Raw genomic sequence first — 23,520 nt, forward strand, 5'->3', positions numbered from 1 at the left:
ATTTCAACACGCAACGTGCATATGCATCAAAAAACGGCTTGACCGCAGAAAAATTCCGCGTTCAAACCGCATAAACTATTTTTCTATTTAAACTGTATACTTGACGGACCCCAGTGCCTACCTTACGGGGTTTTTTATTATAGTACTAAAAAAATTTTAGGTTACCTAGTAATAATTTTGTGCAATCATTTTAGAGATACGTTATAATTGACGTGATACCGATACGAGGGAGGCGAGTTCAAGTTGGCACCGAAAAGACAAAAAAAGACAAAACATCCAAATAATGAAAAACACCGTTCGCGCTTTGCTAAGCGTTCTAAAATCGAAATAGCTCCAGTCAAAGAAGCATTGCTCGAAAAACGACCAGAGATAAAGATCGAAAAAACTGCGCCAGCTCAGCAACCTATCGCCCCGGCGCCACCACTAAAAAAAGAAGCAGAGATCGTATTAGAACAAAAAAAAGCAGTCACGACTAAAAATGCGATCAAGAAAAAAGCCACTACGCAGGATTCAACTGTTATCTTGCTCTTTCAAGATGAAGACAAAAAATTCTTAGCTTCACCCCAGATCATCTCGGGCAAGCGCCACGAACCGATCAAATTCAGATTCAAAGATTTTGAAGGCTATAATTTGATCCGTGTCGATGGTTTTACGAGTGATTTTGTCTTACCTTACGCTGCGATCACTTTTACCTACCGTAAAAAAGATGCTGGTAATATTTGGATCTTTTGCCAAGATATCGATGATCGCCGTTTCTTACAAAAACCAACTTTTGTTAAAGGAAAAATCGGTGATGAGTATTCCCTTTCATCACCTGCGATCCGCAACTACACTCTCTTACGAGCTCGTGGTTTGACACATGGGATCTTTACTTATGATCAACAGGCTGTGACCTATTTTTATCGCCGGGACAATTGGAAAGATGTTGACTATACCCCACACTATCTAAAATTCAAACAGTCCCTACCTTGCTTAGATGCTCCTGAAGGGCAAGTTACCGATGTGATCTTAGCCAAAGATACTATTTGGCAAACTTTTGAAACGATCATCACTGATAACGATCAACGTTGGTATTGCTTAGGCGGTAGTATTTGGATCAAATATGATGCCGAATTGATGACAATGTTGGATAAAAAGCCAGCTGTGATCAGTGACCGTGATACCCTTGATATTGATCTACCACGCTCGATAGATCTCCGCCATAATGCGATGATCGACTTTATCCCAGATGGTGAACTTGTCTTATACGATAAACCATTCGGGCAAAAAGTCGGATTGATCAAAAATGGACAGATCGTAACTTTGACAGGACGGATCAGAGTTGATGGGATGCTTTGGTTTGAAGTCAATGGTCTTGGTTGGACGATCCGTGAATATCTAAACTTGGACCCGTAAAATCATATATGCCAAAAAGCCCAGACTGACAATTGAGACATAATCTCTCAACTGTCAGTTCTGAGCTTTTGTTATTTGACTAGCGCTTATAGATCATAGTTTTGCCGTTAATTTTACATCAGGATACTTATCTTTGAACCATCTTTCTGAAAATTCATTTTCAAAAAGAAATAGCGGAGCACCTTGACGATCTTTAACGAGTAAGTTTCTTGAACTAGACATCTTTTCATCTAATTGTTCTGGGTCGATCCAACGTGCGATCTTATTGCCCATTGGTGTCATAACAACTTCAGAATTGTATTCATTTGCCATTCTAAATTGAAAAACCTCAAACTGCAATTGACCAACTGCACCTAAAATATAGTCACCAGTACTATAACTTTGATAGAGCTGAACAGCACCTTCCTGCACCAATTGTTGGATCCCTTTATGGAATGACTTTTGCTTCATCACGTTTTTGGCTGTAACACGTGCGAATAATTCTGGTGTAAATTGTGGTAATTTTTCAAATTTGACAGCTTTTTTACCCGTGTAGATCGTATCCCCGATCTGGAAATTCCCCGTGTCATATAACCCAATGATATCTCCAGCAACAGCAGTTTCAACTGTTTCACGTGTATCAGCCATAAATTGAGTCGAATTAGAAAGGCGGATCTTTTTACCCGTTCGGTTCAAGAAGACATCCATTCCACGGTCAAATTCACCCGAACAGATCCGTACGAAAGCGATCCGGTCACGGTGATTAGGGTTCATATTAGCTTGGATCTTAAAAATAAAGCCCGAGAAAGTTGGATCAGCTGGTTTTATCTCACCACCATCTTGCGTCTTATGAGCAGCTGGGGCTGGTGCAAACTGTAGATATGCATCTAAAAATGTTTTGACCCCAAAATTCGTCAAAGCAGAACCAAAGAAGACTGGCGTCAATTGACCATTTGCGATCTTTTCTTCGTCAAATTCATTGCCTGCATCCTTGACCAATTCAACTTCTTCTAAAACTTGTTGATAGATACTATCTTCTTTTAACGGATCGTCACCCTTGATCTCACCATTTTCATCGAGTTCGAGAAATTTTTGACCATCAGCTTCCGAGCGATAAAGTTCGATCCGATCGTTATAGATATCATAGATCCCCTTGAGACCTTTTCCCATCCCGATCGGCCAATTCATCGCATAGGCATCGATCCCCAAAACTTCTTCAAGTTCAGCTGTCAATTCCAAAGGCTCACGGCCATCACGGTCTAATTTATTGATAAATGTAAAGATCGGGATCCCACGCATTTTACAAATTTGGAAAAGTTTTTTAGTTTGTGGCTCGATCCCTTTAGCCGAGTCGATCACCATCACCGCTGAGTCGACCGCCATCAATGTTCGATACGTATCTTCGGAAAAATCTTCGTGTCCAGGGGTATCAAGGATATTAACGCGTTTACCTGCATAGTCAAATTGCATGACCGAACTCGTAACTGAGATCCCACGTTTCTTTTCGATCTCCATCCAGTCAGATTTAGCAAAATTACCGCTCTTTTTAGCTTTAACTGTCCCAGCTTGGCGAACGACGCCCCCAAACAAAAGTAATTGTTCTGTGATCGTTGTCTTACCCGCGTCAGGGTGAGAAATGATCGCAAATGTCCGCCTTTTTTCAACGGCTTGTTTTAGTTCATCTGTTTTCATATTTACCTCACAATTAAATTCTACATCAGCTTTTGGCTAACTTCTCTAAATGTCACATATTATCTTACTTTAAAAAAAGGTCGGTTTCAACACTTAGTTAAAACCGACCTTTTCTATATGATCAATTTTTTTGATCTTCTTTTGGATTCAACGCTCTAAATTTACGCCAGCCTGAAAGTTCAGGTGGGATCACTGCTAAAACTTTAGTGATCCGGGCATCATCAACGATCTCAACTGTTTTCAATACTAAACCATCATCTTTTGTAACGGTCAATACTTCATCGTCATCCGGGATCTTACCTGTTTTAGCAATGATATAACCAGCAACGGTATCGATATCATCCATTTCAAGCTTAGTCCCAAATTCATCATTGAATTCTGTCAAAGTCATTTTCCCTTGAACGATAAATTCATTTTCAGCTACTTGCTCGATCAATTTATCTGGTTCATCAGATTCATCTTCGATCTCACCGACGATCTCTTCTAAAATATCTTCCAAAGTCGTCAAACCTACGACCCCACCGTATTCGTCTAGTAGGATAGCCATTTGGTTTTGTGTTTTTTGCATCTGCAAGAGCAACTCGTCGACTGGCATCGTTTCAGGTACAAAGAACGCTGGGTGCATCACCTGTCGGATCGTCAGACGTTCAAAGCCATAACGGCGCGCACGCTTCAAAATGTTTTTGATATGCACGATCCCGACGATATTATCTTTATCTTCATGATAGACTGGGATCCGCGAATAGTCCATTTCTAAAATACTATCGATATTACGATCATTATCATTTGTGATATCGATCATAAATGCGTCGATCCGTGGTACCATAACTTCACGAGCTGTCTTGTCGTGCAAAGATAAGACACCATTTATCATCTCAAAATCAGTAGTATCCAATTCACTTTCTTCGCGTTGCCGTTGAATGTTTTCCACGATCGTTTCAAAAGACATCTCTGTTGGCCCATCGATCTGACCTTTTTGCTGAACTAACGTAACTATCTTAGTAAGTGGCCATAAGATCACATTTTCAAGTTTGAGCAACCACCCTAACTTTTGGCACAACAAACTACTATTTTCGACTGTCACTTTACTAGCCAAGCCAAATTCTGATCCGATCAAGACCAAAACTAAGCCGATCAAAGCCACGATCCTCCAAGTACCACTGACGACCTGCGTTATACTAGCCATAGCTAAGAAACCAAATGCGATCTTGCTAAAATAGGCTGAGATCCAACTGTTAGCCCGATAATTTAGGCTTTCTTTTTGTGCATCCGTACTCTGACGTAATGCCTGCTCCCCAATTACATTTAAGCTAAATAAAATGACCGCGATCAATGCGATCATCCCCCATAACAGGGGCTGTCCAGGATCTGATCCCATACATAAATCACCTTTTCTTAATTAATTTTATTTCGGTACATAAAGTGTTTCACCCGCTGTTAGATCAACACTTGAACCTAAATTATTCAACTCTTGAATTTTTTCGACTGTAGTTGCGTATTTTGAAGCTAATGACTCAAGGGTGTCACCATCAGCCACATTGATCGTTTGTGCATCAGCTTGAGCCGAAGATAAACTAGCAGCACTTTCGCTACTTGCTTTTGCTGCGCTCTCACTACTTGCCTTAGCTGCACTTTCAGAACTAGCTACGGCTTGTTTACTTGCTTCTTCTTGTTTACGTTGACTTTCTGCTGCTGCTTTTTGAGCACTCTCACTGGCTGCTTTTTGACTGGCTTCTTTAGCACTTAATGCTTTAGTTTTACTTTGGCTTAAAGAAGAAGCCTTTTTTTGTGAGCTTACCTTAGCGATACTTGCTGAATTTTCCTTAGCTTTCGTTGCATTAGAAGCTTGGGTCTTTTGGTACCAAAAACCGCCCCCAAAGACGAGCACTACTAGCACTGATAGAGCAAGGATCACTTTAGGATCGACACGTTTAGTTGGTTTATTTGTCTGTGTATCCTTTTTTCGTTGCACTGGATCATTACCACGTTCAACGAAAAATTCTTTACGCATCCGTGGTTCATCTTTACGTGTATAACCATGCTTAAATTGTTCACTCTTGAATACTTCATAAACCTTATTGATATCAAAATTGACCTGTTCAGCCTGCTTTTCTGCTAAATAGTCATTTTTTTCAGGTAAAGTCAAATTAACGATCCATTCACAAGCATATTCATACTGTCTGATCACTTCTGTTGTTGCACCAAAATCTTGTAAGACACCAAATTGTAACAGAGCCGTACGTTCACAGAGCGTCTCGATGATAACTGGACGCACTTCAGAAACGATGAATGTAACCCCTGTATCCTTTAATTGTTGGATCTTTTGAACGGCTTTAAAGTAAAAGTTCCGATCAACAGGTGATAAAACTTCATCTAAAATAACTAATTCTGGATCAATGAACAACACGATACTCAAAGCTAACCGCGCATACATCCCTGTTGAATACTCTTTAACTGGACGATACAATAATTCACCGATCTCAGAAAAATTGATGATCCCATTAGTATAATGATTCCCCTTAAATTCATCAATATCAGTCTGCGCGATCGCTTGGCGAATATTTTCAAGTCCAGTCTTTTCTGGATCTAAACTCGTACAAGAAGCATAAGATCTTTTGGCCTTAGTCGTGATAAACCCTGTTGTTTGCTTATCTTTTTGACCTAAGATCCTCATCAAAGCTGCTTTGCCCGAGCCGTTATCACCGATCACACCGACTGCTTCACCGTCATTTACAGCTAGATCGATCCCACGTAATTCCCAAAAATTTTTTATATCGTGTTTTTCTTTTTTATCTAAGAGCAACGGCACGCTCTTAGTAATATATTTGATTTCTATTTTTGCCATACTCTCTCACCAATTACCTTATCAAATTAAGCTAGTTTCAATAGTACAAAATTGCTTTCCTAGCGTCAACTAGAAAGCTGATCGAATACAAAATTTGCACTAAAACATGTGTTTCTACTATAATATTAAGGTTAGTTGCTATTTTACGCAACTCTGACCTTAGACTAATTGTAGACGGTAGTAAACAAAATTAGGAAAGGAAAAGCTATATTTGACCAGATCCTGTATAGCAGCTTTACCAACTTGAAAAAACTCTATCGTAAATATCAAAACTTCTTTTCTTATACTTTCTTTGGGACCTTAGCTAGTGCTATCAACGTTTTCTTATTTCATATCCTGGAAAAAGAGCTTGGTTTTAACTACTTGATAGCTAACTGCTTTGCCTATATCGTTGCGATCATTTTTACTTTCGTGACCAATAAACATTGGGTCTTTGCTTCTAAAAATACGACCTTTAAACAGACTCTCCAAGAATTTGTTTCATTTTGTAATGTTCGGCTCTTCTCGTTTATCTTGGATCTTGGACTGATGTTTACCGGTGTGCAACTCTTAGCCCTCTATAAGGATCTTGCAAAAATACTCGACCAACTCATCTGTGGTATTTTAAATTATTTCTTTAGTAAATGGTTCATATTCAAAACGACCGCCAAGATCTTACCCAAAGAAACCAATGAAGAATAAACTAAGCTATACTAAAAGATCCGCCCTAACATCGGGCGGATCTTTTAGGTTTATTTTCGTTTTCCGATAACTTCAGATTTACTATCGCGGGTCATCAAACTACTGATCTCTTCTTTGATATCAGCTTTATTGTACAAAACATTGTAAATAGCTTCTGTGATCGGCATTTCAATGTGTTCTTCACGTGAAAGATCGTAGGCTGCTTTAGCGGTATTGATCCCTTCAATGACCATGCCCATATCTTCAATAACTTCATCAAGTGGCTTACCTTGACCAAGTTGATCACCGCAACGCCAATTTCTAGAGTGCACTGATGTACATGTTACGATCAAATCCCCAACACCAGAAAGGCCCATAAATGTTAACGGACTAGCTCCATAAGCCATTCCTAAACGTGCAACTTCAGCTAGACCACGTGTCATCAAAGCTGCTTTAGCATCATCACCATAGCCTAAACCATGTAAGATACCAGCTCCGATCGCAATGACGTTCTTAAAGGCAGCCCCTGTTTCGACTCCGACTACATCGTTATTGGTATAGATCCGTAAGTAGTTATTCGTAAACATGTCTTGGACTTGCTTAGCTGCTTTTTCTTCTTCACTAGCAGCCGTGATCAATGTGATATCATGCCGTGCAACTTCTTCGGCATGACTAGGACCAGACAAGACGACAATGCTTGAGCAATACTGATCAGTCAATTCTTCATGGATGATCTCAGAGATCCGTTTATGAGTCCCGATCTCTAGCCCCTTGCTGGCATGGATCACCATTGGACGCTGTTTTAACTTAGCTAAAACTTCTTTGACTTGTTTAGCCACCAAACGTGTTACTTTAGTTGGTACAACAAATAAAATTGCATCGGTATCAGTTAAAGCTTCTTCCAAATCTGTCGTTGCCCGTAGTTTTTCTGAATACTTAAAGCCAGGCATATATTGTTCATTTGTATGCTTTTCATTAAGCTCTGCCGCCTGTTCGACAACGTTTGTGTAAAGTGTGACATCATGTCCATTTTCAATTAAAACGCTCGCAAGTGTACTACCCCACGAACCGGCACCTAATACTGCTATTTTTTTTGTCATAAAATATACATCCCTATTTATAAGATATTTTCAATACAATTTCAAAATACCACAAATCGTGGTCACTGGCAACTTAGATACTTAAGCATCCGTATCGCTATTTTGGAGTTTGATAATGTCGTAAACATAAGTCACAACGACCTTTGAGACCGCATAAAGTGGGATCGCCAAGATCATACCTAACAATCCTGCAATGTTTCCAGCCGCTAATAAGATCATGATGATCGTCAATGGATGGATATCCAATGATTTACCGATCACGTTTGGATAAACTAGGTTACCATCGATCTGTTGGACGACCACACAGACAATGATCACTAAGATAACTTCTTTAAATGACATTGAAAGTGCGACAAAGATCGCTGGCACCAGTCCGATATAAGGTCCAAGATACGGAATGATGTTCGTGATCCCCGCAAACATTCCGATCAAAAGCGCATATGGGATCCCGACTAGGCCATAGCCGATCGCTGAAAATGTTCCGACAAACAAACACTCGATCACTTGACCTGAAATATATTTGGCGATCGTATCACTCATTTTTACCAATAGATCACCGATAACATCAGCTTGTTTGGCTGGCAACATGCGTTTGATATTTGGCAAAAGTTTCGGTCCGTCTTTCAACATGTAAAAGAGCACGAAAGGAACCGTTACGATCGTCATTGTGATGCTTGTTACCGCACCGATCATCGAACCCAAACTTGAGGTCAATGAACCCATAAAGTTCTTCAAGATACCACTCACTGAACCCTTGATATTATTGATATATTCAGTCAGGTCAATATTATCGGCCCAATCTGGGCGTTTAGAATTACGCGCTAGTTCAGTTAAGTATGCTTGAAGCTCACTTAAATACTTAGGTGTCCGTGCGACTAATTGTTCGACCTGTGTCGTTAATTTAGGGACTAAATAAGCAACTGCCAAGCCGATCAAGGCAAAGAACAAGAGAAAGACGATCGTCACTGCCCAAGTGCGCCCTATCTTAAACCTTTTATACTGGACTTTAGTAAGCAAATTGACCAAAGGATTCAGCGCATAAAATAAGAACCCTGCGATCAATACTGGTGCAAAGATCGTTGAAATGAATATCCCGATCGGTTGGAAAATGAAACCTATCTGGGTACAAACAAAGATCAACAATGCGACCAACAACAACTCAAGTGACCAATACATCAAACGATAACGTCTTTTTTTATTAAACATAACTTTTCCTTTCCGTTTCTTTTGGTCTCTCCACCTTTGGATATAAAAAAGGGACTGCGACTTCGATCACAGCCCCAAATGGTTATAAACAGGCAATTACTGCCGGCGCGACAATTCTAAATAGCGATTATACCAAATCTCGACATATTCTTTTGAGAACGGTCCCTTGCCGTGTTCGATCCAATCGACTAGAGTCTTAACATTGTGCTTTAATATCAAATCTGTTTTAGCCGGATATTTCCATTTAGCACTGTGCTCAGCATACTCATCTACATCGAGTAACCGTTTTTCGCCATTAGGAAATACTTTTACATCCAGATCATAATCTATATATTTGAGAGCTTCCTTATCTAAAACCATTGGTGAGGCTAGATTACAATAGTAGGAAACCCCGTTATCACGAATCATCGCCACAATGTTAAACCAGTAGTGCTTATGGAAATAAACCAGAGCTGGTTCACGGGTGACCCAACGCCTTCCATCAGCTTCTGTAACTAAAGTGTGATCATTACATCCGATCAAAGCATTTTCACTTGTCTTGAGTACCATCGTATCGCGCCATGTCCGATGTAGGCTGCCATCGTGTTTATAACTCTTGATCGTAATAAACTCGCCTTCCTTTGGCCCATTTGAATGACGCATATAACTTCCTGCTTTCTATAAACAAGGGTGTAGTTACACCAATATCATTTTAATTATACCAAAGATTGCAGAAAATGCCTATGACAATATAACTGGGACCATAATTCTTTGAGCACTATTTTTGCTAGACGCGTTTAACTAATTTAACGACTGCTTCAGCCCGCGCTGTTTGCGGAAACATATCGACTGAGCGAATATATTCAACACGATATACTTTAGTCAACGCAACTAGATCACGGGCCAAAGTCGAAGGATTACATGAAACATAGACAAACTTAGCAGGACAATATTTTAAGATCGCCTTGATCAAAGCCTCATCTAAGCCCGTTCGTGGTGGATCAACGACTAATGCATCGAAGCTAAACCCTTCTTTGATCCATTTTGGAATGACAGTTTCCGCTTTGCCCGTCGTATAGATCGCTTTGCGACCAGCTTTTTTAGCATTTAGTTTTGCATCAGCCACGGCTTCAGCCACGATATCCATTCCTCGGATCTCTTTTGCATCCTTGCCTACATATAATCCGATCGTACCTACTCCACAATAAGCATCGACTAAAGTCTCATTTGGTGATAGTTCTAAAGCTTTTTTGACCTCATCATATAAGACCTTAGTTTGTAGTGGATTCATTTGGAAAAAGGCGCGCGCTGACAATTCAAAACTCACATCGCCTAATCTCTCAGTGATACTTTCTTTTCCCATCAATAATTGCGTTTCTTCGCCCCAGATCAAAGATGTCTTTTGCGGATTGATGTTTTGCATCACTGACACTACTTCAGGTAATAACTGCTTGATATCAGTCAACAATTCATTTTTTCGAGGTAATTGCGCCGTTCGTGTTATGAAAACAAGCTGAACTTCTCCTGTTGCAAAGGATTCTCGGACGACTAAAGTTTTAACTGCGCCTTGATTTTTACGTTCATCGTAGATCGAAACTTGCCATTTTTCTAGCAACTTTCGAACAGTATTTATTACTTTCATCGTCAATTCACGCTGTGTTGCAAAAGTCGGTAGATCAACTAAAATATGACTATTTTCTTTATATAAGCCAGCAATAACTTGCCCTGCTTTATTTTTACGCACCTGAAATTGAGCTTTATTGCGGTAATGATACGGATCAGCCATCCCCAAAGTCGGGCGTAGCTCATATTCTTTATAACCAGCTGGGCGATACTTAGCTAAGGCCTGTGCGATCACATCTTTTTTAAATTCCAATTGAGCTGGATAAGCTAAATGTTCAAGTTCGATCCCACCAACATCATATTTATCCACTGGCTGAACGCGATCTGGACTTTTTTGCTTGATCTTTAACAAACGCGCCTTGGCATATTTTTCTTTAGCTTCTGTTACACTCGCTAAAACGACTTCTCCTGGTAAAGCTTTAGGAATAAAGACGATCTTTCGCTTATAATATCCGATCCCTTCACCATTTATGCCTAAACGCTTGATCGTCACAACAATTTTTTGGTCTTTTTTCAATCTGACCCCAGAGGCCATTTTGGGCTTTACTCGTTTCACACTAAAATTCCTTCCATTTTTTATCTTTGAAATTATAACACATTAAGCTAAGATAGTAGTAACATCATTAGAAAAGAGGAAAATTGATGGCTAAAAAAATCACTGCGATCGCAACTCAAAAGAAAGCCGGGCGTTTCAATATCTATTTAGACGGTAAATACGCTTTTCCGGTCAGCGAAGACGTTTTGATCAAATATCGTCTCGCTAAGGGTCTCGAACTTGATGAAGAAATGATCGAACGCTTACAACAAGCCGACCTGCTCTCTAAGGCCTACAATAAAGCTTTAGATCATCTCAGCTATCAATTACGTACTAAAAAAGAGATAAAGACCTACTTAACTAAACTTGCTATTTCCAAAAATGATCAAAACAAGATCGTTTCTAAGTTAGTCGAATTGAATCTCTTAGATGATTTGGCTTATGCTAAAAGTTATGTCCGCACAGCTGCTAATACGACTGATAAAGGACCTTTTGTGATCGCTCAAAAGCTCAAACAAAAAGGCGTAGCTGAAGAATTTATCAATGAGGCCCTCACCGAATTTAGCTTTGAACATCAAGTTCAGACTGCACTTAAGTTGGCCGAAAAATTTGTCGCCAAAAATAAAAAAATAGCCTTTCAAGCTTTGAAAAATAAACTCTACCAACATCTTGTAACTAAAGGCTTTAGCAGTGAGACGATCAGTTTGGTCCTCGAAGAATTAGCACTCAAAAAAGATGATTCGCTTCAACTTGAAGCTCTACGTGCACAAGGGGCTAAACTTTTCCGACGTTACCAACGTTATCCTGAACCAAAACGTTCATTTAAATTAAAACAAGCACTTTATCGTAAAGGCTTTTCCTTGAGTGAGATCGAACGTTACCTAGCTGAAATTACCGCAGAATAAATTAAATGCCAGCCGTTTTAGCAGCTGGCATTTAATTTATTTAGATCTACCCCAATTAAAGAAACGTTTGACTGAACTATCATTAAAGTGATCTAAGGTTCGTTTAGAACGGATCGTACCGTATTTGCGCTCTTCTAAAGTAGCATTGATAACTGCTCCGACCATAATCACTAAAGCGCTATAGTTCATCCAAAATAGCAATACGATAAATGTCCCGATCGTTCCATAACTCAAGACCGACCGAGCAAAATAACGTACATAGATACTAAAACCTTGGGTCAAAAGCATCCATCCTAGCGTCGAAAATAAAGCGCCGACCCAAAGATAGCGTAAATGGACCTTTGCATTTGGGACTAACAAGTACAATAAGCACATGATCAAAAAGATCCCTAAAAGCGTCGTTGGCCATTTTAATTGGGTAAAAGTCGTCAACCAATCTAGTGGTAACCCAAAGATCGGTATGAAGTATTCTAAAACTAGTTGTCCAAAACTATATACGATAAATGCGATCACCAATAAAGCACCGATGAAGATCGTGATCAAAAATGATAAGATCCGTTGGGTAAAGATCCCCTGATCATTTCCGACTCCAAAGGCTTCATTAAAAGCTTTCTTTAAGGCATTTATTCCCCGACTAGCTGCCCAAACGGAGATGACCCCACTGACTGATGCGACCCCACCTGAAGAACCATTGCTCAAAAACGTTTCTAATAAAGGTTCAAGGGTGGTATAAACAGCTTTTGGAACTGCCATTTCTAAATAGGGCAAGATCTCACCAGCTTTGATATGCAATAATGGCAAAATATTTCCGATAAAAATGACCATCGGAAATATCGCAACTAAGGTGTAATATGCGATCACGATCGCAGTATTACTGATATTAGCGCGTTTAAAATTTTTACTCGCAATTTTGTAGAAAGCATCTATCTCTTGTTTGACTGTCTTAAATTCCATTACATCCTCATTTACTCTGTTGCAGCACTACGCGTTGACGTTTGTTGTTGATCTTGCATTGGAACTTTAAGCGTTTCTCCCGCAGCTACCCGTGAACTTTCAAGATCATTTAACTCCATTAGTTCTTGGACCGTTGTATTGTACTTAGTTGCGATCGTTGAGAGATAGTCACCTGACTGGACTGTATACGTACCATAATTAGAACTCAAACGTTCACTTTCACTAGCTTTCACAGTTGAACTTTGGCTTGAGCCGACTTTAACAGATACTTTATCAGGCTTAGATGATGCTTTTTTCTCTTCTTTTGTCGAAGAACCATATTTTTTAGCAGCCAGTGCTCGTTGCTTATCATATTCTGCTTTTTGCAAGCTTTCATTATCGCCAAAAGCACTAACTAATCTGCTATGGATCGTCTCATTTTTCCATGCAATAATACATACTAATAATACAACTAGTACAGTTGCCCCCATTTTCAATGCTAATGCCAGACCACGCCGGCTATGTTTGTCGTGATGATGTTTACGTGTCATCTAAAATTCCTCCCCTTAGCTGAAATTAAAAAAGCTGGGATCATTCCCAGCTTTTTTCAACTATTTAAGTGTCTTGCCTAATTCTTTGATATATTCTTTCAATTCAGCTTGTACTTCTGGGTGGCGCAAACCAAATTGGATCGAAGTCTTAAGATAGCCAAACTTGTAACCAACATCGTACCGTTGACCCTTGAACTCATGTGCAAATACACGTTGGATCTTGTTCAAGCGATCGATCGCATCTGTCAATTGGATCTCGTTACCAGCGCCTGGTTCTTGAGTTTCAAGCATCGTAAAGACCTCTGGAGTCAATAGGTAACGCCCAATGATCGCCAAATCAGATGGTGCTTTATCAACATCTGGTTTTTCAACGAATTTTTTAACATCGTACAAGCCAGGTTTTGTCTCAGAAGTTGGATCAATGACACCATACTTATTGACTTCTTCGTGTGGCACTTTCATTACAGCTAAAGTTGACGCATGTGTTTCATCATAGCGATTCATCAATTGTTTTGTCAATGGTACTTTATCTTCCATGATGTCATCACCAAGCATGACCACAAATGGTTCATTGCCCACAAAGTCTTTTGCCATTAAAACTGCATCACCCAAACCACGTGGATGTGATTGGCGGATAAAGTACAAGTTGATATCAGTCGTTTGTTCGACCAGACGTAACAACTCAGTCTTACCCTTTTCTTTTAAGTTTTGTTCCAATTCAGGAACTGAATCGAAGTGATCTTCGATCGGCCGTTTACCCTTACCTGTTACGACCAAAATATCTTCGATCCCAGATTTTTTAGCTTCTTCAATGATATATTGGATCGTTGGTTTATCGATGATTGGCAGCATTTCTTTAGCCAAAGCCTTAGTTGCAGGCAAAAATCGTGTTCCTAAACCAGCGGCAGGAATAACTGCTTTTCTTACTTTCATTTAATAATACCTCTTTAAAATTTTCTACGTCCCACTATAATCACAATGGTAACGCTTGAACATCCAAATTTAATTATACCAGTGTTACTCAGATTTACAAGCTATAACCACAGTGCGAAAAATTGCATCTTAATTCTACTATTTTTTACATCTCACTATGGACGGTATAGATATTTTGCATCAATATCTGGATCCTGTGAAGTCAAGATCTTAGGACCATCTTTAGTGATCACGATCGTATGTTCATATTGGCAAGACAAACTACCATCAGCAGTACGTGCGACCCAACCATCTGGATCGCTCATATCAGCACGCCAGTCACCAATATTGACCATTGGTTCGATCGTGATCGTCATTCCTTCACGCAATCTAACGCCCTTACCGGCTTCACCATAATGTGGTACATTAGGACTTTCATGCATCGTTGGTCCGATCCCATGGCCGATAAATTCACGGACATCGCCATAACCATTTTCTTTTTCAACGTACTTTTGGATCGCAGCCCCGATGTCGCCGATCCGGTTACCAACTTTTGCTTGGTCGATCCCAAGATACATCGCCTTTTTTGTCACTTCCATCAAACGTTCAACTTCTGGGGTTGCTTTGCCCACTACATAACTCCAGCAAGAATCACTAAAAGCTCCATGATAGTCTACTACTGTATCGACTTTGACTAGATCGCCTTCTTTTAAGATCAAATTCTTACGTGGGAAACCATGACAGATCTCATCATTGACACTGACACAAGTTGCATATTCGTATCCTTCAAATCCGATCTGAGCAGCAACTGCATCGTGTTCTTTAAAATATTTTCTAGCAAATTCTTCAATATCCCAACTCGAGATCCCTGGTTTGATGATGTCGCGCAGGCCTACATGCATCCCAGCAAGGATCGCACCAGATTTTGCCATTGCTTCGATCTCGCGTGGTGACTTTAATGTGATCATATATATCTAAATTCCCTTCATAAAATTCTTTGACCCTTTCATTATACCTTTATCATTTGAGTTTTTAAATATCTTATCCTTTCTGGGAAAATATTTGTCATCAATTTTGGTATAATAGTCCTTGTAACTAAACACTAAATATGAAAGAAGGATAATTTTATGGCTACAGCTAAAGTTGTCTTTGCCACGATCACTGGCAACAATGAAGATATTGCAGATATTATCGCACAAGCACTTGAAGAAAAAGGAATGGATGTAGAAGTCGAAGAGATCTCACAAGCCGATCCAGCTGATTTTGAAGAGGTCGATCTCTGTGTGGTCTGCCCATATACTTACGATGAAGGTTCACTTCCTGATGAAGGGATCGATTTTTATGAGGAACTAGCTGATGTCGATCTAACTGGTAAAATTTACGGTGTGGCTGGCTCTGGCGATACTTTCTACGGCGAATATTTTGGCTTAGCAGTCGATAAATTTGGGCAAGCTTTAGAAAATGCTGGAGCTAAACAGGGCGCACAAAACGTTAAGATCAATTTAGCACCTGATAGTGATGAAGATATCAAACGCTTGGATGATTTTGCCGCAGCTTTAGCTCAAGCTGTCAATGCTTAAAGTTAGATCCATGACAAAAAACTGATCTGAGGTGACTGCTTTGAATTTTTCCTTTGAGAAAAAACAGTTAAAACATCTGTACTTGACCTATACTTTGGCCTTCTTACTGGTTTCATTTTTTGTCTATGGAACTTATTTGATAACTGGACACGCTTTGATCTGGCATTTAGATGGTGCTAATCAACATCTGCCTTTATTAGAACAATATCGGGAACTTGTCTTAAACTTTTTCAAGGATCCCAGTCAAGGAATAACTCAGTGGGCATGGAATTTTGGCCTGGGAAGTGATACTTTTCAGGTCTATTCCTACTATAATATTGGTGACATTTTTACCTATATCGCTTTACTTTTCCCTAAAAGTCAACTGGCTTTAGCTTTTCAATTGACGATCATCTTACGCTTATATTGTGCGGGACTGGCCTTTTGTTATCTAGCCAAGCATTTTGACTTTGGACGTTTGACGATCGTTGCCGGAGCATTGGTCTATCTCTTTAATGCCTTTTTGCTCTATTCAAATGTCGCTCAGCCCTTCTTTACGACCCCGTTTATCCTCTTTCCGTTGATAATCGTGGCTTTAGAGACAGTTTTACAAAAACGTTCTTACTTACCTTTGATCCTAGTTTTTACTTGGATGCTGATCAGTAGCTTTTACTTTGCCTATATCTTAGGGATCGGAGCCATGATCTACTTGATATTACGCTTTTGGACACACTACCGTCAGCTCTATCAGCCTAAAGATATTTTTCGGGTCATCTTCAATTTAGGTCTAGCGACACTGACTAGTTTGCTGTGTGCCAGCATCATGCTTGTTCCTGAGATCTTAGCCGTTAAAAATTCGACTCGTTCAGGGGGCGCATTTGCTAATGGATTGACACTTTATCCACCATATTACTACTTAGCACTACCGAGTCAGTTGATCAATGGGGCTAACCGTGATTTTTACTTTTGGAGCGCACTAGGTTTTGCTAGCTTAGCTTTTTTTGCGCTCATTTATATAGTATGTGAACGCAAAAAATATCCCCTATTATTTGGGAGCTTTTTGCTAAGCTTTATCATGTTGCTCTTTCCATTTTTTGGCGCAGTTTTCAATGGGATGCTTGCGCCTTCGAATCGGTGGACTCTGCTAACTTGCTTACCGATGGCTCTAGCAGTTTGTTGCTTGATAAAAAATAGCCACAAACTCACACAAAAAAACTTGAAAAGCTTCACGTATAGCCTACTGATCTATGTAGCATATATTGGCGTGACTTATCTATTCCAAAATGATGAAAAACTCTTTATCCCGATCATCTTTTTATTTATCTTTTGGAGTATTTTGATCGCTTCAAACATGCCCAAGATCCGCTCAAAATTACCAGCTCACCTATTATTATGGTCCTTGATCGCTAATGTCTGCTTTAATGCTATCTACTTTGAAGCGCCTTACAACGGTGGCTATGCGACAGAAATGTTACCCGCTGGAGCATACAAGACCTTAAAAAATAAGCGTTTCTTCGGTTTAGATAAAGAGTTGCCCGATCCTCAAACTGATTTTTATCGGATCTCGACTTTGAGCAAGAATTATGAATTGGGTTCAGATTACCATCTCTACAATGTTTTAGGCTCTAAACTCTATTCGATCAATTCATACTACTCGCTTCAGACTAAATCCTTAGGTGATTTTTCAAATGTGATGCAAAACTCACAGTATGAAGCTAACATTCCTTTGGGGCAAGTTTCTGATCGAACGGTATTGAACAATTTCTTAGGTGTACGCTATCTCTTCGCTTTGCTCAATCAGCCTAACGCCAATAAAGTTCCTTATGGTTATGAGCTGGCCAAGACGACTCAAAAGATCACTGATCCAAATGGAAATAGTAAAAAGGATCAACAAACTTTGCTTTACCAGACAAAAAATGCCTTTCCATTGTTATATCTGCAGTCTAAAGTAATAGCTACTTCGATTGCTGATCGATCAAATCCTACGCAACGTGAACGGGCCTTAGCTTTAGGTGTCGTTGTTGATGATAAACTAGCTAAAAATTATCCTACAGCAAGCGTCACTTCTGAAGTCGTTGAGATCCCTTATCGCTTGATCTCAAGCCGAGGAACAGTGACCTCGACCAAAGATCTTGTGAAACAAGATAGCGATGAGACCTATCAGATCGTGTTAGAAGAACCTGAAAAATACGGTGCAGGCGAATTACATTTTGACTTTTCTCAGATAAAATACACGCCTTTTAGTTTTAGTAAACAATTAGCTTTAGAAAAACGCAAGCAAACAAATGATCTGACTCAAGGGATCTTAGCTAAAAATGAACTTCTAAGTTCCTACAAATATTTCCGTTACCACATCCTACAAGGTTCACCGGACAACAGTTTTTCACTTAGTGTAACTTCAGATCTTGGGCAAGAAAAACTCTTCCAGCCTAAACAAAACGCTTTGTCATTTTATAAGACTGTTACTCAAGGTACTTTGAACAGTGGTTATTTCAAAGAATTACCCCCGAGTTTGACTTTAACACCATCTAAACTTGGGACATATAGTTTCAAATTAAAGATCTACGTTGAAAAGCTGGGAACTAGCTATGATAAGCAAGTTCAACAACTCCAAAAACAAGCTTTACAAGATGTCAAATTGACCAAAAATGGTGTTAGCGGTAATATCACCACCAACAAAAAAGGGATCTTGACATCTTCGATCCCTTACTCTAAAGGCTGGGAAGTTACGGTCGATGGTAAAAAAAGCACCGTCATCAAGACTAACCAAGCTTTTATCGGTACGACCTTAACTAAGGGAAAACACCAGGTAAACTTTACTTACCACTTACCTGGTCTTAAGTTCGGGGCTCTACTATCAGTATTAGGGCTTTTATTATATGCTAGCTTAGGGCTTTTTACATTTTTGAAAAATAAACGAATACACTAAATAAGGGACCTATCATGATCATTACATCGTGATAGATCCCTTATTTTAAAAGCCCAAAAAGGCGTATATCATAGCCTTTTTATCGACTAAAATCCTGTGGCCGATCAGTCACCTGCCCAAAGTGGTAGGCGATCGCATCTAAGATCCGTCGACTAGCTTGCCCATCACCATATGGATTTTTAGCTTGGGCCATTTGTTGATACTGTGTTTCATCTTCTAGCAATGCCGTCATTTCCTGCTTGACATTTTCGTATTTAGTTCCGACTAATTTGAGCGTTCCGGCCGCGATCCCCTCTGGACGTTCGGTCGTATCGCGCAAGACTAAAACAGGCTTGCCCAATGACGGAGCTTCTTCTTGGACCCCACCAGAATCACTCATGATAAAATGACTCCGTGCTGCCAAATTGTGAAAATCAACAACATCTAACGGTGCGATCAAATGGACCCGATCAACACCATCAAACGCAGTATGGGCTAGTTTTTGCACAGTGGGACTGAGATGGACGGGATAAATGATCTCGGTATCAGGATGCTCAGCCACAACATCTTTCATCGCTTTAAAGACTTGTTCCATCGGTTCACCTTGGTTTTCCCGACGATGCATCGTTACTAAAATAACTTTTTTAGAAAAATCAACTTTTTCCAAGATATCATGATGATAATCCTGGGCGACAGTTTGTTTTAAGGCATCGATCGCCGTATTTCCCGTCACATAAACTTGGTCTACGGGATGATTTTCTTGTAATAAGTTTTCTTTACTTTGCAAAGTCGGTGCAAAATACAGATCGCTCAAAACATCGGTCAACTGCCGATTCATCTCTTCGGGATAAGGTGAGTACTTGTTCCAAGTCCGTAGACCTGCTTCAACATGACCGATCGCAGTTTTATTGTAAAAAGCCGCTAAACTAGCAGCAAAGGTCGTTGTCGTATCACCATGAACTAAAATAATATCCGGTTTTTCTGCTTGGATCACTTGATCTAAACGATTCATCACATTGGTTGTGATCGTTGTGATCGTCTGATTTGGCTGCATCACATCAAGATCATGATCAGGTGTGATCTCAAAAATCTCGAGCACTTGATCTAGCATTTCACGGTGTTGAGCTGTCACAGTGACAACAGTCTCAAATTCAGCCGCACGTTTTTTTAATTCCAAAATCAATGGTGCCATCTTGATCGCTTCTGGACGAGTTCCAAAAATCAGCATCACTTTAAGCTTTTTCACGTACATCACTTCCTAAAAGTTTTGTATTTCATCTTATTATAACAATAGTTAAGCTCAAACAAAAATTTAATTGTACCTTAATTCAAGCTACTTATGGTATTATAGATAAAAAATAAGGAGGAAATTTTATGACCATTGCAAATTTCGAACATAAACTTGCCCAATATGCTCACTTGATCATAAAAACGGGAGTCAACATTCAACCTGGACAAACTGTTGTCCTATATATCTCAGTAACTCAACAGCAATTAGCACATTTGATCGTCAAAGAGGCTTACGCTGCCGGAGCAAATGAAGTTATCGTTAAATGGAATGATACCTTCACTAGCCGCCAATTTTTGGCCCACGCTTCAGAAGAACGCCTAGAAAACATTCCCGCATATGTAAGTGCTGAAGCAGATTATATCGTTGATAAGCATGCCGCACGAATCTCAGTGATCTCCGAAGATCCCGATGCCTTTAGTGGGATCGATACCAAACGGATCGCTAAAAACCAGGCTGCTATGGGAAAAGCCCTTTTAAATGTACGTAAAGCGACCCAAAACAACGATCTTACATGGACTGTCGTTGCTGCTTCAGACGTAGCTTGGGCTAAAAAAGTTTTCCCTGACCTAAGCGATACAAAAGCTGTCGATCGGCTGTGGGAGGAGATCTTTAAAACTTGTCGGATCGACCAAAAAGACCCGATCAAAGCTTGGCAAGAACACGATCAAACCTTGCGTAATAAGGCAAAATGGCTCAACGATGAACAATTTGTAGCCCTCCACTACACTTCACCTAAGACCGACTTAACTATTGGATTACCTAAAAACCATATTTGGGAAGGGGCTGGTAGCTTTAGTGGCGATGGGATCGAATTTATGGCTAATATGCCAACCGAAGAAGTCTTCACCGCGGCTGATAAAGACCGAATCGACGGATATGTCACTTCGACTAAACCACTTAGCTACGCAGGCAATATCTTAGAAGACATCAAGTTCACCTTTAAGGCTGGCCATGTAACTAAGATCGAAGCTAGATCAGGACAAGATATCTTAGAGCATTTGATCAAAACGGATGCTGGAGCTAGCTCACTTGGCGAAGTAGCGCTTGTTCCCGACCCCTCACCGATCTCACGTTCAGGGATCGTTTTTTTCAACACTTTATTTGATGAAAACGCCAGCAACCACTTAGCGTTGGGAAGCGCCTATCCTTTCAGTATCCAAGATGGAACTACGATGGATGATGAAGCTTTAGCAGCCGCTGGACTAAATCTCAGCCAGATCCACGTTGATTTCATGATGGGCTCAGCCGACATGAATATTGACGGCATCCGCGCTGATGGTACAAAAGCTCCGATCTTTAGAAACGGTGACTGGGCTTGATTTCAGTACAAAAAAAGGAAGGATCAAAACCTTCCTTTTTTTGTACTATTTTAGCGTACCGACTTTAGGTAATTTGGTTAGGACTGCTTTTTCGTGGGGTGCATGTGTGATCACAGCACTAAGGTCGTTACCAGCTGTATTCCCGTGGTGCTTGCCACCCTTCCAAGCAGGCACTGCAGTAACATCATAGACAACACCATCGATCGCAACATAAGCCGGACGTCCATCTTGCCCATCATATTGTGCTAACTGTGTTAAATCAAATTCTTTTTCCATACAGATCCCTCCAATTAATAATTAGCTCTTTTATCCTAACACTACCATATTGCGCCTTATAAACCAAATAAATTGTTTTATCTTACCCTAATAAGACTACGCGAATCAAAAGATATCCTCCGACCATCAGTGCCAAAACACCAATGACAAATAAGATAACTTTCATTATGATCGACTCTTTTTCGTGCATATTGACCGCACTGATGATCATCAACAATCCAAACAAACATACCAACAGAATAATTAGCGTTGTTGAAAGCCGCATATCCTCACCTCAAGTTACTAAATATTTCATCATTTAAGATTATAATACTTTCCTTGTCGATTTTCATGAAAATTAAGCTCATTTAGTGAAACTTTAAAAATAACACAAAAAGACTAGGGCGACCCTAGTCTTTTAAAATTTATAATTGTTTTATCTTAGTACCAACCGTTTTGTAACCAGTGTTGTTTAGCATTTGTCCAAGAACCATAACGTGAAGATACGTAGTTGTTAGCAACACGTTCTTGGTTTTCTGCTGAGTAGTCACCGTTCAAGTATGAAGCTGATAATTGGTATTTACCGATGTATTGACCGTTTGTTACCGTGTAAGAACCACCGGATTCTTTACCTGCGATCCATTCACGAACGGCTGCTTCGTCACCGTTACCTGTTGTATTTGTTGTTTGTTGTGGAGTAGCTGTGTAGCTTTGACCTTGAGCTGCTTGTTGAACTGCAGCTGCTTGGGCTGCTTGTTGTGCTGCAGCTTGAGCTTGAGCGGCTGCTTGAGCTTGGGCTTGCGCAGCTTGTTGTGCTTCAACTGCCGCTTGAGCTTGGGCTTGAGCCACTTGTTGAGCTTGGTCAGCTTGTGTTGTTTGTGTTGTTTGTGCTGGTTGAGTAGCTACAACTGGAGCTTGTTCAACTGTTTGTGCTTGACCGTTAACTTCGATCTTTTGACCTGGGAAGATCAAGTTGATGTTTTCTAAGTTGTTTAATTGTTGAAGAGCTTCAACTGTTGTGTTATTACGTAATGCGATGTGTGAAAGTGTATCACCTGCATTAACTGTTACTGTATCTGCATTTGCAACAGCTGCTGTAGCAGCAGTAAAACCTACGACTGTTGCGGCTGATAATAAAACCTTATTTAAATTCATAAAATATATTCACTCCTGTAAAATTCTTCTACTTATATGTCTTTAAATTCAATTATTTACTTTTCTGATAACATCCAAAGCTCAAAGCTTTTTAGCTCCTTGCGAGCTAACAATGAATAGTATACGGATTGATTGTGACATTAAAGTACCAAAATCTTTACCTAAAGCGCGAGTTATGTAATATTTGTTACATTTCGTAATATTTAGTAACAAAACTTTTGTACTAAAATTCTATCGGTCTAAACTAAAGCCCGTAATAACGCCATTCTTACCTTTTATAAGTTTTATGACAAAAAAAGCCACTTTCTTACCAATTTTGACCAAATTTTTTTGAAAAAATTCGAAAAAAATTTTTTCAGTGGTCAAAAAACGATTATTTTTTCGAAAATTCCGCTTTTTTAGCTGTTCTTGTTACATTCATGAAATAGTGTAACAACTTTGGCAAACGTAAGTTCGTATTTTTGGGCTACCTTTTACCTTGATTTCCACTCGTTACCAAATATTTATGACAAAAATGCGTCATTTAGCGCAAAATATAAAAAAAACAGGTAGTGGTCTGCTCCACTGCCTGCTTTTTACTACTACACATCAATTAGTTTTTTTAGCATCGTGCTTTTTACGATAGAAAGTAACGCCACCCACTACCAGTAAAATAATACACAAAGCACTGACGATCAACCGTAGATCGTTTCCCTTAAAAATAGCATCCCCGCCAAAA

General features: G+C 39.7%; 21 protein-coding genes. 6 read left to right on the top strand and 15 right to left on the bottom strand.

Annotated features, from left to right (window positions below; genetic code table 11):
- Positions 1-243: 243 nt before the first annotated feature.
- Positions 244-1,395: a MucBP domain-containing protein gene (locus Q9Q35_RS04225; RefSeq protein WP_304652274.1), complete on the top strand. Its 1,152-nt coding sequence runs from the start codon at positions 244-246 to the stop codon at positions 1,393-1,395.
- Between the two features lie 93 nt (positions 1,396-1,488).
- Here the strand turns inward: Q9Q35_RS04225 and Q9Q35_RS04230 are convergent, their stop codons facing one another.
- The 3 genes from Q9Q35_RS04230 to Q9Q35_RS04240 form a co-directional block, all read right to left on the bottom strand.
- Positions 1,489-3,066 carry a peptide chain release factor 3 gene (locus tag Q9Q35_RS04230; protein ID WP_304652275.1) on the bottom strand — a complete coding sequence of 526 codons (1,578 nt, stop codon included), beginning with the start codon at positions 3,064-3,066 and terminating at the stop codon, positions 1,489-1,491.
- Between the two features lie 121 nt (positions 3,067-3,187).
- Positions 3,188-4,444, bottom strand: a complete 1,257-nt coding sequence (locus Q9Q35_RS04235) for a hemolysin family protein (protein ID WP_304652276.1) — start codon at positions 4,442-4,444, stop codon at positions 3,188-3,190.
- 27 nt (positions 4,445-4,471) lie between these two features.
- A complete protein-coding gene (locus tag Q9Q35_RS04240; RefSeq protein ID WP_304652277.1) occupies positions 4,472-5,911 on the bottom strand; it encodes an ATP-binding cassette domain-containing protein in 1,440 nt (479 codons plus the stop codon).
- Positions 5,912-6,154: 243 nt separating this feature from the next.
- On the opposite strand from Q9Q35_RS04240, the gene Q9Q35_RS04245 reads away from it, so the two are divergent.
- Positions 6,155-6,592 carry a GtrA family protein gene (locus Q9Q35_RS04245; RefSeq protein ID WP_304652278.1) on the top strand — a complete coding sequence of 146 codons (438 nt, stop codon included), beginning with the start codon at positions 6,155-6,157 and terminating at the stop codon, positions 6,590-6,592.
- Between the two features lie 50 nt (positions 6,593-6,642).
- Here the strand turns inward: Q9Q35_RS04245 and Q9Q35_RS04250 are convergent, their stop codons facing one another.
- The 4 genes from Q9Q35_RS04250 to rlmD form a co-directional block, all read right to left on the bottom strand.
- Positions 6,643-7,671: an NAD(P)H-dependent glycerol-3-phosphate dehydrogenase gene (locus Q9Q35_RS04250; RefSeq protein WP_304652279.1), complete on the bottom strand. Its 1,029-nt coding sequence runs from the start codon at positions 7,669-7,671 to the stop codon at positions 6,643-6,645.
- Between the two features lie 81 nt (positions 7,672-7,752).
- On the bottom strand, positions 7,753-8,877 hold the full coding sequence (locus tag Q9Q35_RS04255) for an AI-2E family transporter (RefSeq protein ID WP_304652280.1): 1,125 nt from the start codon (positions 8,875-8,877) through the stop codon (positions 7,753-7,755).
- A 96-nt stretch (positions 8,878-8,973) separates the two neighbouring features.
- Positions 8,974-9,519, bottom strand: coding sequence for a DUF402 domain-containing protein (locus tag Q9Q35_RS04260; RefSeq protein ID WP_004051486.1), 546 nt, complete (start codon positions 9,517-9,519; stop codon positions 8,974-8,976).
- A 124-nt stretch (positions 9,520-9,643) separates the two neighbouring features.
- Positions 9,644-11,014 carry a 23S rRNA (uracil(1939)-C(5))-methyltransferase RlmD gene (rlmD, locus tag Q9Q35_RS04265; RefSeq protein WP_304652292.1) on the bottom strand — a complete coding sequence of 457 codons (1,371 nt, stop codon included), beginning with the start codon at positions 11,012-11,014 and terminating at the stop codon, positions 9,644-9,646.
- 107 nt (positions 11,015-11,121) lie between these two features.
- Between rlmD and recX the strand changes: the two genes are divergently transcribed.
- Positions 11,122-11,919 (top strand): recombination regulator RecX, encoded by a 798-nt coding sequence (recX, locus tag Q9Q35_RS04270; RefSeq protein WP_304652281.1) that lies wholly within the window; start codon positions 11,122-11,124, stop codon positions 11,917-11,919.
- Between the two features lie 36 nt (positions 11,920-11,955).
- On the opposite strand, the gene Q9Q35_RS04275 is transcribed toward recX, so the two are convergent.
- The 4 genes from Q9Q35_RS04275 to map form a co-directional block, all read right to left on the bottom strand.
- Entirely contained in the window at positions 11,956-12,873 is a 918-nt protein-coding gene (locus tag Q9Q35_RS04275; RefSeq protein ID WP_304652282.1) for a YihY/virulence factor BrkB family protein, read from the bottom strand.
- Between the two features lie 11 nt (positions 12,874-12,884).
- Positions 12,885-13,403: a LysM peptidoglycan-binding domain-containing protein gene (locus tag Q9Q35_RS04280; protein WP_304652283.1), complete on the bottom strand. Its 519-nt coding sequence runs from the start codon at positions 13,401-13,403 to the stop codon at positions 12,885-12,887.
- A 60-nt stretch (positions 13,404-13,463) separates the two neighbouring features.
- Positions 13,464-14,336, bottom strand: coding sequence for a UTP--glucose-1-phosphate uridylyltransferase GalU (galU, locus tag Q9Q35_RS04285; RefSeq protein WP_304652284.1), 873 nt, complete (start codon positions 14,334-14,336; stop codon positions 13,464-13,466).
- Between the two features lie 155 nt (positions 14,337-14,491).
- Positions 14,492-15,283 carry a type I methionyl aminopeptidase gene (gene map / locus Q9Q35_RS04290; RefSeq protein ID WP_304652285.1) on the bottom strand — a complete coding sequence of 264 codons (792 nt, stop codon included), beginning with the start codon at positions 15,281-15,283 and terminating at the stop codon, positions 14,492-14,494.
- 159 nt (positions 15,284-15,442) lie between these two features.
- Here map and Q9Q35_RS04295 point away from each other — a divergent pair, with 159 nt between their 5' ends.
- Both Q9Q35_RS04295 and Q9Q35_RS04300 read left to right on the top strand, forming a co-directional pair.
- On the top strand, positions 15,443-15,895 hold the full coding sequence (locus Q9Q35_RS04295; protein ID WP_304652286.1) for a flavodoxin: 453 nt from the start codon (positions 15,443-15,445) through the stop codon (positions 15,893-15,895).
- Between the two features lie 40 nt (positions 15,896-15,935).
- Positions 15,936-18,803, top strand: coding sequence for a YfhO family protein (locus tag Q9Q35_RS04300; protein WP_304652287.1), 2,868 nt, complete (start codon positions 15,936-15,938; stop codon positions 18,801-18,803).
- 79 nt (positions 18,804-18,882) lie between these two features.
- Here Q9Q35_RS04300 and wecB read toward each other — a convergent pair whose 3' ends face one another.
- Positions 18,883-20,028, bottom strand: coding sequence for a non-hydrolyzing UDP-N-acetylglucosamine 2-epimerase (gene wecB / locus Q9Q35_RS04305; RefSeq protein WP_304652288.1), 1,146 nt, complete (start codon positions 20,026-20,028; stop codon positions 18,883-18,885).
- Positions 20,029-20,156: 128 nt separating this feature from the next.
- Between wecB and Q9Q35_RS04310 the strand changes: the two genes are divergently transcribed.
- Entirely contained in the window at positions 20,157-21,392 is a 1,236-nt protein-coding gene (locus tag Q9Q35_RS04310) for an aminopeptidase (RefSeq protein ID WP_304652289.1), read from the top strand.
- Positions 21,393-21,437: 45 nt separating this feature from the next.
- On the opposite strand, the gene Q9Q35_RS04315 is transcribed toward Q9Q35_RS04310, so the two are convergent.
- From Q9Q35_RS04315 to Q9Q35_RS04325, 3 genes are all read right to left on the bottom strand, one after another.
- Positions 21,438-21,668 carry a cytochrome b5 domain-containing protein gene (locus Q9Q35_RS04315; protein WP_304652290.1) on the bottom strand — a complete coding sequence of 77 codons (231 nt, stop codon included), beginning with the start codon at positions 21,666-21,668 and terminating at the stop codon, positions 21,438-21,440.
- A gap of 82 nt (positions 21,669-21,750) precedes the next feature.
- Complete coding sequence (locus Q9Q35_RS04320) at positions 21,751-21,933, bottom strand: hypothetical protein (protein ID WP_029507289.1); 183 nt, start codon at positions 21,931-21,933, stop codon at positions 21,751-21,753.
- Between the two features lie 155 nt (positions 21,934-22,088).
- Entirely contained in the window at positions 22,089-22,802 is a 714-nt protein-coding gene (locus tag Q9Q35_RS04325) for a LysM domain-containing protein (RefSeq protein ID WP_304652291.1), read from the bottom strand.
- Positions 22,803-23,520: the final 718 nt, after the last annotated feature.

Origin of the sequence: uncultured Ligilactobacillus sp. (assembly GCF_948826705.1) — a bacterium.
GTDB lineage: Bacteria > Bacillota > Bacilli > Lactobacillales > Lactobacillaceae > Ligilactobacillus.

Excerpts from the sequence above, each read along its gene's own strand:
- Q9Q35_RS04310 (WP_304652289.1), top strand. The coding sequence starts at position 20,157 with ATGACCATTGCAAATTTCGAACATAAACTTGCCCAATATGCTCACTTG.
- Q9Q35_RS04295 (WP_304652286.1), top strand. The coding sequence starts at position 15,443 with ATGGCTACAGCTAAAGTTGTCTTTGCCACGATCACTGGCAACAATGAA.
- Q9Q35_RS04235 (WP_304652276.1), bottom strand. The coding sequence starts at position 4,444 with ATGGGATCAGATCCTGGACAGCCCCTGTTATGGGGGATGATCGCATTG.
- map (WP_304652285.1), bottom strand. The coding sequence starts at position 15,283 with ATGATCACATTAAAGTCACCACGCGAGATCGAAGCAATGGCAAAATCT.
- Q9Q35_RS04230 (WP_304652275.1), bottom strand. The coding sequence starts at position 3,066 with ATGAAAACAGATGAACTAAAACAAGCCGTTGAAAAAAGGCGGACATTT.
- galU (WP_304652284.1), bottom strand. The coding sequence starts at position 14,336 with ATGAAAGTAAGAAAAGCAGTTATTCCTGCCGCTGGTTTAGGAACACGA.
- Q9Q35_RS04325 (WP_304652291.1), bottom strand. The coding sequence starts at position 22,802 with ATGAATTTAAATAAGGTTTTATTATCAGCCGCAACAGTCGTAGGTTTT.
- Q9Q35_RS04320 (WP_029507289.1), bottom strand. The coding sequence starts at position 21,933 with ATGCGGCTTTCAACAACGCTAATTATTCTGTTGGTATGTTTGTTTGGA.
- Q9Q35_RS04260 (WP_004051486.1), bottom strand. The coding sequence starts at position 9,519 with ATGCGTCATTCAAATGGGCCAAAGGAAGGCGAGTTTATTACGATCAAG.
- Q9Q35_RS04255 (WP_304652280.1), bottom strand. The coding sequence starts at position 8,877 with ATGTTTAATAAAAAAAGACGTTATCGTTTGATGTATTGGTCACTTGAG.
- Q9Q35_RS04250 (WP_304652279.1), bottom strand. The coding sequence starts at position 7,671 with ATGACAAAAAAAATAGCAGTATTAGGTGCCGGTTCGTGGGGTAGTACA.
- Q9Q35_RS04315 (WP_304652290.1), bottom strand. The coding sequence starts at position 21,668 with ATGGAAAAAGAATTTGATTTAACACAGTTAGCACAATATGATGGGCAA.
- recX (WP_304652281.1), top strand. The coding sequence starts at position 11,122 with ATGGCTAAAAAAATCACTGCGATCGCAACTCAAAAGAAAGCCGGGCGT.
- Q9Q35_RS04275 (WP_304652282.1), bottom strand. The coding sequence starts at position 12,873 with ATGGAATTTAAGACAGTCAAACAAGAGATAGATGCTTTCTACAAAATT.
- Q9Q35_RS04240 (WP_304652277.1), bottom strand. The coding sequence starts at position 5,911 with ATGGCAAAAATAGAAATCAAATATATTACTAAGAGCGTGCCGTTGCTC.
- rlmD (WP_304652292.1), bottom strand. The coding sequence starts at position 11,014 with ATGGCCTCTGGGGTCAGATTGAAAAAAGACCAAAAAATTGTTGTGACG.
- Q9Q35_RS04280 (WP_304652283.1), bottom strand. The coding sequence starts at position 13,403 with ATGACACGTAAACATCATCACGACAAACATAGCCGGCGTGGTCTGGCA.